Below are 12,907 nucleotides of genomic sequence, written 5' to 3' on the forward strand. Positions count from 1 at the left end.
TTGGCTACAACACGTTGAACGCTTGGCCAATGGCAAGAAAGCCGGCCCGGCAAGCGCTCAAGGTCACCGTTACGAATGAGGGTGAGATTCAGGCTGCTCTGGCTCATTGTGAAAGCCCGGAACGACTGTCGAAGTCGCCATTTTCGAGGAAGAACATGCGGTAGAAGTTCGGGTCGTAATTGCGCAGCTGTTCGCCAGGCAATGACGGTAGTTGTGCGTTGACAGCCAGTGGCTGGACCAGATGCGGGGTAACGATCATCAGCAGTTCACGCTCTTCACGGTTGACGGTGTTATCGCGAAAGAACGCCCCCAGAATCGGGATATCGCCCAGCCCCGGAAACTTGTTCACCTGGGAATTGTTGCGGGTGCTGATCAGGCCGCTGATGACAAAGCTTTCGCCATCGGCCAGGGAGATGCTGGTGTCGGTACGGCGTATGGTCAGCGCTGGAACAACGGTGCCGGCGATGCTCACGGCGTTGGTGAAGTCCAGTTCACTGACTTCCGGTGCCACCTTCAGCGCAATACGGTTTTTGCCGATGATGGTCGGCGTCAGGGTCAGGCGGATACCGAATTCCTTGTACTCGATGGACACGTTATCGCTGCCTGAACTGGGTACCGGAATCGGTACTTCACCACCGGCCAGGAAGCTCGCACTCTGCCCGCTGAGCGCGACCAGGCTTGGCCGTGCCAGGGTGTAGGCGAAACCGCTGCCTTCCAGTGCGTTGATCGACACCAGCGTATCGCTGGACGCAAAAGCGAAGTTGAACATGCCGTTGTTCACCGGCAACGATGGCGTGACAATGCCGTCGATGGTGGGAAAGGTTCTCGGCGAGCCGAACAGGAAGTTGCCCTGACGGGCAAAAATCGAGGCATTGGCTTCCTTGAGTTTGGTCCGGCTGACTTCTACGAAGCGGATGTCGGTTTGCACCTGGATCGGCAACAGCGGGTCTTCGGAAGGCACTGTCGAGACGCTGGTCAGCGCCGCGGTGGCCTTGCCCTTGACGAACACCATGCTTTGGCGCGGCTCTTTCGAACAGGCGGTCCAGACCATCAGGCTGGTGGCCCCTGGTGCGATACCGGTGAGCAAGAAGGCGTTGGGGTTGTTGCCGCTTTGTTGCACGTCGGCAACTTTCGGGTCGCCCACTGCCAACTGGGTCACCGGGACAGGGACGCGCAGTTCGTTCTGAAGTCCCTGACCGACCTCGAACGTTGCCGGTAAGTTATCCAACTGCGAACAATTGGCCGCCGCGGCCTGAGCCGCATCCACACCAAGGCCCATCCAGAACAGACCATGGATAATTCGCTTGAAAGCGGGCACGGTACGATAGCTCATTAAGTGCATCCTCGCTGAATAGGCCATCTTTGAGGCAAAACCAGGTTGCCTCGGATCACTACAAGGGGCCTCGGTCGGCCCTCTACCCCGCCAGACCCCTGACTAATGGCCCCGGCAATATTCTTTGGTGCTACATGCAAACAGCTGCAATACGCTGTTCTGACTGAACGGCGAGCGACCTTTGCTATAACGGTTTTTAGTGATCCAGATGCCTGGGCTGTCAACCCGAACGATATATGCAGGCTCGACAGCAGCTAAAGACGGCACTTTGCGCCGACCTGACTCCCCTAAAAAGCAACCGGCAATTAACGCACTGAGCCGGAAAACGCTTGTCAGGATCATAGTGAGGTAACTCCTTTTGCCAATCCGCTATCTGATCGCTGAACCTAACGTGGCATTTCGAACCGTTATGTCTTCTTCTTGTTTGAAAGGTAGTTCAACCAAGGCAAAGCGCCATGCTTTGAACGAAAACTTTCGATACAGATACTGGTTTTTTTCTGAAAGCCACGGTCCGGCCACGCAATCACTGGAAATGCGGCGGATGCTGATGAAATAAGGGGGGCTTCACGGTCCTGCGAGTTTTTCTTGGGGTTTTGCGCTGCATCTTTCACAAAAACGCCACTCATTAAGTGACGTCTTTTCAGGCGTGCCGGTTTGTATTTTTCGGATGCTGACCAATCGTAACAATGGCGTCGGGCGGGATATGACAAGGAAGCTGAATACGACAGATTGTGTAGTTCTACACCTGCGAAGTTCTGCTTGGAGTATTGGTCGCAAGGTACTGGATCACCTCTTCAAGCATGTCTATATCAGGAGCATTGCTCACTAGCGCTTGCGAACTGCACCAGGGGTAATCCAGATGCGATGCCCACTCCATGATGCAGTGCAGATCAGAAACGAGATAGATCCGGTGTGCACGAGCATGTCCAGTATCGCGTCTGGCGCAAAGGCCTGGCGTAACAAATGTTGGGCGATTACTGTCCTTGGCTTTTATGTACTGTTGAATCGATTGTTGAGCAGTGTTCATTGTTTGTCCGTGGCATCCATATCGGCCCGCCAGTCAGACTGGGGGGCGTATGTTTGTTCTACATCGACAGAATCAACCGGCCAGCGAACAGAATCAGGATCACGCCCATGGTTCGTTCGAACCAGTGCCCCATGCGCATGAACAGCAATCGCACCCGGGCGCTGGAAAAGAACAGGGCCACGATCACGAACCATAAGGCGTTCACGAAACACATCCACAGCCCGTACAGCGCCTGAATCTGCAGCGGTGTCGTGGCACTGATGATCGTGGTAAAGATCGCCAGGAAAAACAGGGTGGCCTTGGGGTTGGTGGCATTGGTTAGAAAACCTGTGGTGAACGCCTTCAGCAATGTTTGCTCGACCACCGGTTCGTCTGCACCTTTGTCGCCCTCCAGCACAGTTTTGGGTTTGCTACGCAGCAGGCTCACACCGAGGTACAAAATATAGGCGCCGCCCACCACCTTTGCCACCGTCAACAACCAGGGGGTGGTGTGCATCAGCGCGCCGACGCCGAGCAAGGTGTAAAGCACATGCACGGAAATGCCTGCGCCGATGCCCAGGGCCGTGCAAATCCCCACTAAACGGCCGAAACGCACGCTTTGGCGGATGGTCACGGCAAAATCCGGTCCGGGGGCGACCACGGCCAGAAAATGGATGGTTGCCAGCGCCAGAAACTCGCCCAGGTAATTCGAAAACATCTCAGCTCCAGAAAGTCAGGGGTGAAGCATTGCCGCGATAGCCGACAAAGAAGGACAGGCTCAATCGCGGGTCGTCCACCCCCGGGGTCACCGAGTGCATGCAACGCGAATTGAACATGATGAAGTCACCCGGCTCGGGACGGATCTCCAAAGTCGGAGGGCCAAGCAAGGCGGGGTCGATGCCGTAACTGTCGCCACGCATTTCATCGAACTGGTCTGGAGAAATGTCATGGTCCCACATCTGCAACGCGCCACCCTCGGTGGGCATGTTCAGGTAAACGTTGCAGGCGAACTGCGCTTCCAGGCTTCTGGCCTGGAAGCTGTCCGGGGCGTCCTTGGCGAAAATGTCGTGATGGGCGAGGAAGCACACTCCGGGCTTCACGACCCGGGATAACCCCACATACATCTTGCGGCCATAGAGATTCTCCAGGTGCGCCCCCGCCGGCCAGGACTCGTCGAGCATGCAGCGCAGTGTGTCGACAGGCGAGGAGTAGGGGGCACAACGGCTGCGTAACTCGGCGATGTTGCTGGTGGCGCGCTCGAAATAGTCCTCGATCAGCAGCGGCTGATTTTCCGCTTCATAAAACGCCATGCCAATGCGACCGATGCTCGGCGCGTTGATATAGCCTTCGAAGCCGGGGGCGAGGATCTTGTCACCGATCTGAATCGCCAGCGGCCCAGGTAACAAGCCTTTGACGCGGATGGCGAGGACTTCTTCATTGGCCAGTTTTTGTATGCACGTCTCATCGAGACGCTCGACGTCAAGCATCATGTTTTTAGGTCCATCTATCAGATAGTCAACAGAGCCGGCGAACGCAAGCTCCCCGGCGTCAGGCGATGACGGGGCCGACATCGCCAAAATGCTCAATCCACGCTGTAGTGGACTGACAGCGTTCCTTTCTTCTGTGAAAGGGACGCGATCGTGACCGTGCCCAAATCCTTCAGGCTCCGTACATGGGTGCCGCCGCAACCGTAGGCGGGCAGTTCACCGAAACCGATTTCCCGGGCGCCTTCGCGTAATGACGTCAGACGCGGCAGGTCATGGGCGATCCATTGCGTGATGCCATGCTGAATCGTCTGGGCATCGAACTCCTGAGCGTTATTCCCCGGCTTGAATTGAACACGTCCTTCATCCGGCCAGTGATGAGCCTTGATCGGCATCCAGCCCATCGCCTGGACGAAATGTCCGATCAAGTGCCCCGCCGAATGCATGCGGGTGTTGAACCGCCGGCGTTGCTCGTCGACCCGAATCTGGGTCATGCCAGGTTTTACCGGCTGGTCGACGAAATGGATGATCCGGTCCGGTTCCTGAACCACCCGCAGCACCTTGCTTTCGCCGATCGAGCCGGTATCCCAGGGTTGCCCGCCGCCTTGGGGATGAAACAGTGTGGCACGCAACACGACTGCGAATTCGTTTTCGTAGGGCGTGCAATCCAGGACTTCCACATTGGCCTTGAGGTCATCACTATGGAAGAAGAGGCGAAGCGTCATATTCCATGCCCTTATTAAAATTTCTATTTTTTATTATATGAATCGTGGAATAGCGTGATAATCCGTTCAATCATCAAAGGACTGTTGCGCTGTGAGCATAAATCTTCCCCTGCCTCTGCTCGGTGAAATGGCGATTTTCGTCAAGGTTGTCGAGACCGGCAGTTTCTCCGAAGCGGCACGCCAACTAGGTTCTTCACCCTCGGCGGTGAGTCGCAGCATTTCGCGGCTGGAGAAAGCACTCGCCACGCGGCTGCTGCAACGCACTACGCGCAAACTGCGCCTGAGTGACGCTGGCGAAGAGGTGTTCAAGCGTTGCCAGGAGATGGTCAGCGCGGCGAAGTCGGTGATGGAAATCAGTGGTCAGTTCACCCATGAGGCGGAAGGGCTGGTGCGTGTCAGCGTGCCCAAGGCGGTCGGGCGATTCGTGATTCATCCGCACATGCCCGAATTTCTGCGGCGCTATCCCAAAGTGAACGTGGAGTTGTTGCTCGATGACCGTCAGGTGGATTTGATCGACGACAACGTCGATCTGGCGATCCGTATTACCGACCGCCCACCCGCGGGGCTGGTGGGGCGGCAGTTATTGACCATCGATCATTTGCTCTGTGCAACGCCACACTACCTGGCCGAACACGGCACGCCGACGCATCCCCATGATTTGCTCAACCACAGCTGCATCTACCTGGGCGAAACCCCGAGCGATGCGCGCTGGAAATTCAAGAAAGGCAGTAAAGCCGTGACCGTCGGCGTGCGCGGCCGTTATGCCGCCAATCACACGGGCGTGCGACTGGGCGCGGTATTGCAACACATCGGCATCGGCAGCCTGCCGTACTTCACAGCCCGTTATGCGCTGGAACAAGGGCTGATCGTGCAGGTTCTGCCGGACTGGACTTTTCTGGCGTCCTACCACGGCGGCGCCTGGCTGCTGCATTCGCCCACCCGCTATTTACCGCCCAAATTACGGGTGCTCATCGACTACCTGGTGGAATGCCTGGAGAAGGAGCCAACCTTGAGCCGGCCGGGCAAGCCGGGTGCGTTGGGCAAGGTCGCGGCGGAGTATGAGTTGCCCGAGAGTGATGGATTGCTTTGACCGGCCTCGAAGACTGACTTCGAACCACCACATCTCTCGGCAATGCCACAAAAAAGGCCCGCATGTTCAACCATGCGGGCCTTTTGCGTTACTTAACAGAGATCAGTGCTTGCTGTCCTGGTTCGACATCGACAGCAGCTGTTTTTCCTGGTTCCAGTCGAACGGTTCGTCGTTCTGTTCGGCTTCGTAGCGACGTTCTTCCAGCGCCTGGTACATATCGATTTCTTCGTCCGACAGGTAATGCAGACAGTCGCCTGCGAAGTACCACAGCAGGTCCCGCGGGATCAGGTGGGCAATCTGCGGATAGCGGGAAATCACTTGGGTCAAGATGTCCTGGCCCAGGTACTGACTTTCAATCGGCTCGATCGGCAAGGATGCCAGCAGTTCGTCGAAGCGCTCCAGGAACAAGGCATGGCTTTCTTCGGGAACCTGTTCGGCCTCACCTACGGCGACCAGGATGCTGCGCAGGTGGTCAAGCAAGACGAGATGATCGGCAACGACATTGGACACGAGATAAGTCCTCAAGAGCAAAACGGGCGCGGGAGTATAAAGCTCCTGCGCCCCTTTTCACATATTAAAGAGCCCCATGCAAGACACAGGGTCCGCCGGATCAGCGGACCTTGCCTTTGGCCAATACCAGCTCCTTTGGATCGAAATCATCGACATCAATCACCTTGCGTCGCGCCACTTCTACCTCGCGCAAGGTCTGGGCTTCAAGCGGTTGCAAGACACCAGCCTCCAGAGCGGCATCGATGGGAGACTCTCCGACATCGGGTGTGACCTGGCGACTTTTGAGCGCCGTGTTGAGTTTTTTCTGTAGCGGCTTGGCGGCGTTCAGCAAATCGCAAGCGTACTGCAGGGCGCCGACCGAATCCTCGGGCGATTGCGGGCGATAGCAGCCGCCCAGCAATTCCTCAAGCGCAGGATCACCCTTGGGGCGGCCGATGACGGCTGCGACATTGGCCGCCAGCCTGTCCGAGGGGCCTCTGTGGCGCCGACCGAACGGGAACACCATCACCCGCAGCAGGCATCCAACTACCTTGTTCGGGAAATTGGTCAGCAGTTCGTCCAGCGCACGTTCGGACTGACCGAGACTTTCTTCCATGGCCCAGGCGAATAGCGGATGCATATATTCCGGTGAATCGAGATCGTGATAACGCTTGAGTGCGCCGGAGGCCAGATACAGGTAGCTGTGTACATCGCCCAGACGTGCGGACAACCGTTCGCGACGTTTCAGATCACCGCCCAGCAGCATCATGCTCAGGTCTGCAAGCAGGGCAAAGGCCGCGGCCTGACGGTTGAGGGCGCGGAAATAGCCTTGGCTGAGCCTGTCCCCGGGCATGTGTTCGAAATGCCCCAGGCCGAGGTTCAGCACCAGCGTGCTGGAGGCATTGCATACAGCAAAACCAATGTGATCGAGCAGCAGTGCATCGAACTCGATCAGTGCCTGTTGTTTGTCTTCGCGATGGGCGAGGGCCATTTCCTTGAGCACGAACGGATGACAGCGAATAGCGCCCTGGCCGAAGATCATCAAACTGCGTGTCAGAATGTTCGCACCTTCGACCGTGACGGAAATGGGCGCACCTTGCCAGGCACGCGCCAGGTAGTTGTTCGGGCCCATGATGATGGCCCTGCCGCCGTGAACATCCATGGCGTGGCTGATGCATTCGCGACCGCGTTCAGAGAGGTGGTATTTGATAATGGCCGAAGGTACCGAGGGTTTTTCGCCGAGGTCGACCGCGTTGGCGGTGAGCATCCGTGCGCTGTCCATCAGCCAGGTATTGCCGCCAATCCGCGCCAGTGCCTCTTGAATGCCTTCGAAGGCTGACAGCGGTGCGTTGAATTGTTCGCGAACCTGCGCGTACTGGCCCGTCACCAGACTGGTGAACTTGCCTGCAGCGGTACCGATGGCAGGCAGCGAAATGGAACGCCCGACCGACAGGCAGTTCATCAGCATCATCCAGCCTTCGCCGAGCATCTCCTGACCGCCGATGATGAATTCCAGCGGTACGAACACATCCTTGCCGGCGTTCGGGCCATTCATGAACGAGGCGCCCAGCGGCAAGTGACGGCGACCGATTTCTACACCGGGGGTCTGGGTTGGAATCAAGGCGAGGCTGATCCCCAGGTCGACTTTGTCGCCCAGCAGATGATCCGGGTCATAGGCCTTGAAGGCCAGGCCGATCAAGGTCGCCACCGGGCCGAGGGTGATGTAGCGTTTTTCCCAGTTCAGACGCAGGCCGAGGGTTTCCTTGCCTTCCCATTCACCTTTGCAGATGACCCCGGTATCGGTCATCCCGCCGACATTGGAGCCCGCCATCGGGCCGGTCAGGGCAAAACAGGGGATGTCTTCGCCGCGGGCCAGCCGTGGCAGGTAATGATTGCGTTGTTCGTCGGTGCCGTAATGCAGCAGCAGTTCCGCCGGACCGAGTGAGTTGGGCACCATGACGGTCGACGCCAGATCGCCGCTGCGGGTGGCCAGTTTCATCGCCACCTGGGAGTGGGCATACGCTGAAAAGCCTTTGCCACCATATTCCTTGGGAATGATCAGGGCAAAAAAGCCATGTTGTTTGATGTGATCCCAAGCCTTGGGCGGCAGATCCAGTAACTGGCCGATCTGCCAATCGCTGACCATGGCGCAGAGTTCTTCGGTGGGGCCATCGATGAACGCTTGTTCTTCTTCGCTCAGTTGCGCTTTGGGATAAGCCAGCAGCTTGTTCCAGTCCGGACGCCCACTGAACAGCTCGCCGTCCCACCAGACCGTGCCGGCTTCAATGGCTTCACGTTCGGTTTGCGACATCGGCGGCAAGTTTTTTTGAAACCAGCTGAACATCGGTGCCGTGAAGAGTTTTTGGCGCAGATCCGGCAGCAACAGGAAAGCGCCCACGGCTGCGAGCATCACCCAGAAAATCAGCATGAGCCAGACGGGGGCAGGGCTGAAGATGCCCATCGCCAGCAGATAGACAGCGATGATGCCCAAGGCGGGCAGAGGCGCAGTGCGGCGATGGGCCAGATAGGCAATCCCGACCACCAGAACCAGTATCCACAACAGCAGCATATTCAATTCTCCATGAAGCCAGGGGCAAAACCACCTTCAGAGCTTAGACGGCATCCATAAAAGTGGAGGTCAGAGCGATAGGTCTGAGTTTGTAGGAAGCAACGGAAGAAACTTGTCAGGCGTTTCGAGGACAGGCGGTTGAGCGCTGTTATCGACAGCGCGGCAAACGCTGATATTTGGCCGAAACGTCGTTATCTCTGTGCTGAAGGTGTCGCTAGACTCGTGGCTTCCCCCAGGAGATTGTTCCCATGCACGCCTGTCTGAGCCCCGGCCGCTTCATCGATAGTGACCACCCCTCGGTGGTGGAGTTCGCCGAAAAACATCGCGGCGCCGGGCGCGATCCGCTCGAACAGGCGATCAATCTCTATTACGCGGTGCGCGACGCCGTGCGCTACAACCCTTACACCTTCAGCCGCGATCCAGAGACCTTGCGCGGCAGCTATGCGCTGGCGGCCGGGGAGAGTTATTGCGTGCCCAAAGCCACACTGCTCGCCGGTGCAGCCCGGCATTGCGGGATCCCGGCGCGGATCGGCCTGGCGGATGTGCGCAATCATCTGTCGACGCCGCGTCTGCTCGAATTGCTCAAAAGCGATGTGTTCGCCATGCACGGCTACACCGAGTTGTATCTGAACGATCGCTGGGTCAAAGCCACGCCAGCGTTCAATCAACAACTCTGCGAACTGTTCAATGTCGCGCCGTTGGAATTCGACGGGATCAACGACAGCGTTTTCCATCCCTTCAACCGTGACGGCGAGCAGTTGATGGAATACCTGATCGATCATGGCCAGTTCACCGATGTGCCTGAAGCGTTCTTTTTCCAACACCTGGAAAAGTGCTATCCGCATCTGTTCGGCGAGCAGTTGCCGGTACTGCTGGGTGACATGCAGAGCGATTTGAGTCGCGCCTGATCCGGCGTATGCTGCCTGCGCATTCATCCAAAAAGGAGCGGTCATGCTGAAGATCTGGGGGCGGAAAAACTCGTCGAATGTCCGCAAGCCGTTGTGGGCGGCCGAAGAACTGGGCCTGGCTTATGAAGCCATCGATGCCGGCGGCGCCTTTGGCGTGGTCGACACGCCTGAATATCGCGCGATGAATCCCAACGGCCGCGTGCCGGTGATCGAAGACGACGGTTTTGTACTGTGGGAGTCCAACGCCATCGTTCGCTACCTGATGGCTCGTCATGCCAGCGATACGGCTTGGTATCCGACAGACCTGCAGGCCCGCGCCTCTGCCGAAAAGTGGATGGACTGGACCACCTCAAGTTTTGCCGCCCCGTTCCGCACGGTGTTCTGGGGCGTGTTGCGCACCCCACCAGACCAGCAGGACTGGCCGGCCATCAAGGCCGCGATCAAGGAGTGTGACGATCTGCTGTCGATGGTCGATCAAGCGCTGGCGACCAAACCGTATCTGTCGGGCGATGAGATCGGCATGGGCGACATTCCTCTGGGCAGTTTCATTTATGCCTGGTTCGAGATGCCGATCGAGCGCGCGCCACAGCCTCATCTCCAGGCCTGGTATGCCCGATTGAAACAGCGTCCGGCCTATCGGAAGGCAGTCATGACCGCGTTGACTTAATACTCACTATCGACACGCTTGACTGTACTTGTGCGGCAGCGACAAGCACCATTGCGCTCATGCGCCGTGGTTGCATTGCTTGCTGCCCGGCCTTATTTATTCCTTTCTTCCCTTCTTGGTGCGTAATCCGATATGAGTTCCGCTCTGTCCATCCGGCAGCTAACCAAAACCTACGGCAACGGTTTCCAGGCCTTGAGTGGTATCGATCTGGACGTCGCCGAAGGTGACTTTTTCGCCTTGCTCGGCCCTAACGGCGCCGGCAAATCCACGACCATCGGCATTCTCTCGACCCTGGTGAACAAGACCAGCGGAACGGTGAATATCTTCGGTCATGACCTGGACAAGGAGCCGGCGGCGCTCAAACGCTGCATTGGTGTTGTGCCCCAGGAATTCAACTTCAACCAGTTCGAAAAGACCTTCGACATTGTCGTGACCCAGGCCGGTTACTACGGCATCCCGGCGAAAATCGCCAAGGAACGCGCCGAGCAATACCTGACCCAACTGGGCCTGTGGGACAAGCGCGATGTGCCGTCGCGCTCGCTGTCCGGCGGCATGAAGCGCCGACTGATGATCGCCCGAGCGCTGGTTCATGAACCGCGCCTGCTGATCCTCGACGAACCGACGGCGGGGGTGGACATCGAATTGCGCCGCTCGATGTGGACCTTCCTCACCGAACTGAACAAGAAAGGCATCACCATCATCCTCACCACCCACTATCTGGAAGAGGCTGAGCAGTTGTGCCGCAACATCGGCATCATTGACCACGGCACCATTGTCGAGAACACCAGCATGAAGCAGTTGCTCAGCCAACTGCATGTCGAAACCTTCTTGCTGGATTTGAAGAACACCTTGCAAGTGGCTCCGCAATTGCTCGGTTACCCGGCCAAACTGATTGACAGTCATACCCTGGAAGTCCAGGTCGACAAAGCCATGGGCATTACCGCGCTGTTCACCCAATTGGCGCAGCAGAACATCGAAGTGTTGAGCCTGCGTAACAAAACCAATCGCCTCGAGGAGTTGTTCGTGTCTCTGGTGGAGAAGAATCTGTCGAAGGTGGCGGTATGAGTTCCGAGCTTCAACCCAACCTCATTGCCCTCAATACCATCGTTTATCGCGAGATCAGACGCTTCACCCGGATCTGGCCACAGACGTTGCTGCCACCGGCAATCACCATGGTTTTGTACTTCGTGATCTTCGGCAATCTCATCGGTCGGCAGATCGGCGACATGGGTGGCTTCACCTACATGGAGTACATCGTGCCGGGGTTGATCATGATGTCGGTGATCACCAACTCCTACGGCAACGTGGTGTCGAGTTTCTTTGGCAGCAAGTTCCAGCGTTCCATCGAAGAGTTGATGGTATCGCCGGTGTCGCCCCATACGATTCTGATTGGCTACACCTTGGGCGGCGTGCTGCGCGGGTTGATGGTCGGGATTATCGTGACCCTGCTGTCGTTGTTCTTCACTCATTTGCAGGTGCATCACTTGGGGGTGACCGTCCTGGTGGTGGTGCTGACGGCGACGATTTTCTCGCTGCTGGGTTTCATCAACGCGGTATTTGCGCGTAACTTCGACGATATTTCGATCATCCCGACATTCGTGCTGACGCCGTTGACGTATCTGGGCGGGGTGTTCTACTCGATCAGTTTGCTGCCACCGTTCTGGCAGAGCGTGTCGCTGGCCAACCCGGTGCTGCACATGGTCAACGCCTTTCGTTACGGAATTCTTGGTGTGTCGGATATCCGGATCAGCGTGGCGATCACCTTCATGCTGATTGCGACCATTGTGCTGTATATCGGTTGTTCACGATTGCTGGTGAGTGGGCGCGGGATGCGTACCTAAGAGCGACCGAGTCGCCTTCATCGCGGGCAAGCCCGCTCCCACAATGAATTGGAGTTGGCCACATTATTTGTGAACGACACAGATCCCTGTGGGAGCTGGCTGCCCGCGATGACGTCAGCCCAGACACCAAAAAAACGGCCTCCGCATTGGAGGCCGTTTTACATTCTCACATTCGACTTTTCTTGCGCCGCTTCCATTGCCGACTCACCCACCAGCGCCAATACATCATCACCAGACAATAGGCGAGGGCACCCAGCACCAACCCCGTCACCACCGAACCAAGCAAAAACGGTTGCCACAGGCTCGAGAGTTCGCCGCTGATCCATTCCCAGGTCAACTCATCCGGCAGGCTGCGGGCGGGAACGTCCATCAGCCAGGCACCGGTCTGGTAAGTGCAAAAGAATACCGCCGGCATGGTGATCGGGTTGGTCAGCCAGACCAGACTGACGGCAATCGGCATGTTGCCGCGCACCACAATGGCAAGGACGGCCGCCAACAGCATCTGCAACGGGACGGGCAGGAAGGCCGCGAACAGTCCGACCGCCATCGCCCGCGCGACGGAATGGCGATTGAGGTGCCAGAGGTTCGGGTCATGCAGCAGGGTGCCGAGAAAGCGTAAGGATTTGTGTTCCCTGATGCTGGTCGGGTCTGGCATGTATCGTTTGAATAAGCGCCGGGGCATAGGGCTTCTCGGTCGGTTAAGGCGGCAAGTATGTCTTGATTCTACGAACCGCCCATTCAGACTTTGTGACAATTGATAACGACAGATGTGCGACGGACCGGCTAAGCCTAGGG

At 57.4% G+C, this 12,907-nt stretch carries 13 protein-coding genes and 1 pseudogene; 5 read left to right on the plus strand and 9 right to left on the minus strand.

The genetic code is table 11. The features are described from left to right. Positions 1-103: 103 nt before the first annotated feature. The 6 genes and pseudogenes from BZL43_RS25725 to BZL43_RS25750 all read right to left on the minus strand — a co-directional run bounded on the left by BZL43_RS25725 (position 104) and on the right by BZL43_RS25750 (position 4,548). Positions 104-1,333: a type II and III secretion system protein family protein gene (locus BZL43_RS25725; protein WP_095634874.1), complete on the minus strand. Its 1,230-nt coding sequence runs from the start codon at positions 1,331-1,333 to the stop codon at positions 104-106. 407 nt (positions 1,334-1,740) lie between these two features. Continuing rightward, positions 1,741-1,959 carry a hypothetical protein gene (locus BZL43_RS28135; protein ID WP_143517899.1) on the minus strand — a complete coding sequence of 73 codons (219 nt, stop codon included), beginning with the start codon at positions 1,957-1,959 and terminating at the stop codon, positions 1,741-1,743. Positions 1,960-2,072: 113 nt separating this feature from the next. Continuing rightward, positions 2,073-2,360 (minus strand): annotated as a pseudogene (locus tag BZL43_RS28675) (hypothetical protein). A gap of 58 nt (positions 2,361-2,418) precedes the next feature. Beyond that, complete coding sequence (locus BZL43_RS25740) at positions 2,419-3,057, minus strand: LysE family translocator (RefSeq protein WP_095634876.1); 639 nt, start codon at positions 3,055-3,057, stop codon at positions 2,419-2,421. A 1-nt stretch (position 3,058) separates the two neighbouring features. Beyond that, positions 3,059-3,829 (minus strand): 2OG-Fe(II) oxygenase, encoded by a 771-nt coding sequence (locus tag BZL43_RS25745; RefSeq protein ID WP_008070203.1) that lies wholly within the window; start codon positions 3,827-3,829, stop codon positions 3,059-3,061. Positions 3,830-3,921: 92 nt separating this feature from the next. After that, positions 3,922-4,548, minus strand: a complete 627-nt coding sequence (locus tag BZL43_RS25750) for a hypothetical protein (protein ID WP_095634877.1) — start codon at positions 4,546-4,548, stop codon at positions 3,922-3,924. A gap of 91 nt (positions 4,549-4,639) precedes the next feature. Between BZL43_RS25750 and BZL43_RS25755 the strand changes: the two genes are divergently transcribed. Continuing rightward, the gene (locus BZL43_RS25755) at positions 4,640-5,638 is read left to right on the plus strand and encodes a LysR family transcriptional regulator (RefSeq protein ID WP_095634878.1); all 999 of its coding nucleotides are present in this window, start codon (positions 4,640-4,642) and stop codon (positions 5,636-5,638) included. A gap of 102 nt (positions 5,639-5,740) precedes the next feature. Here the strand turns inward: BZL43_RS25755 and BZL43_RS25760 are convergent, their stop codons facing one another. Next, positions 5,741-6,148: a PA2817 family protein gene (locus BZL43_RS25760; protein WP_095634879.1), complete on the minus strand. Its 408-nt coding sequence runs from the start codon at positions 6,146-6,148 to the stop codon at positions 5,741-5,743. Positions 6,149-6,248: 100 nt separating this feature from the next. Further along, positions 6,249-8,696: an acyl-CoA dehydrogenase gene (locus BZL43_RS25765; RefSeq protein ID WP_095634880.1), complete on the minus strand. Its 2,448-nt coding sequence runs from the start codon at positions 8,694-8,696 to the stop codon at positions 6,249-6,251. Positions 8,697-8,944: 248 nt separating this feature from the next. Between BZL43_RS25765 and BZL43_RS25770 the strand changes: the two genes are divergently transcribed. The 4 genes from BZL43_RS25770 (at position 8,945) to BZL43_RS25785 (ending at position 12,112) form a co-directional block, all read left to right on the plus strand. Then, complete coding sequence (locus BZL43_RS25770) at positions 8,945-9,604, plus strand: transglutaminase family protein (protein WP_095634881.1); 660 nt, start codon at positions 8,945-8,947, stop codon at positions 9,602-9,604. A gap of 43 nt (positions 9,605-9,647) precedes the next feature. After that, positions 9,648-10,271, plus strand: a complete 624-nt coding sequence (locus BZL43_RS25775; RefSeq protein ID WP_095634882.1) for a glutathione S-transferase family protein — start codon at positions 9,648-9,650, stop codon at positions 10,269-10,271. A 132-nt stretch (positions 10,272-10,403) separates the two neighbouring features. Beyond that, complete coding sequence (locus BZL43_RS25780) at positions 10,404-11,336, plus strand: ABC transporter ATP-binding protein (protein WP_095634883.1); 933 nt, start codon at positions 10,404-10,406, stop codon at positions 11,334-11,336. Then, positions 11,333-12,112 (plus strand): ABC transporter permease, encoded by a 780-nt coding sequence (locus BZL43_RS25785; RefSeq protein ID WP_095634884.1) that lies wholly within the window; start codon positions 11,333-11,335, stop codon positions 12,110-12,112. Before BZL43_RS25780 ends, BZL43_RS25785 begins: the two co-directional genes overlap by 4 nt. Before the next feature lie 166 nt (positions 12,113-12,278). Here BZL43_RS25785 and BZL43_RS25790 read toward each other — a convergent pair whose 3' ends face one another. Further along, on the minus strand, positions 12,279-12,794 hold the full coding sequence (locus BZL43_RS25790) for a DUF2062 domain-containing protein (RefSeq protein ID WP_095634885.1): 516 nt from the start codon (positions 12,792-12,794) through the stop codon (positions 12,279-12,281). Positions 12,795-12,907 lie beyond the last annotated feature (113 nt).

The sequence above is a fragment of the Pseudomonas sp. PICF141 genome (genome assembly GCF_002286815.1).
Lineage (GTDB): Bacteria > Pseudomonadota > Gammaproteobacteria > Pseudomonadales > Pseudomonadaceae > Aquipseudomonas.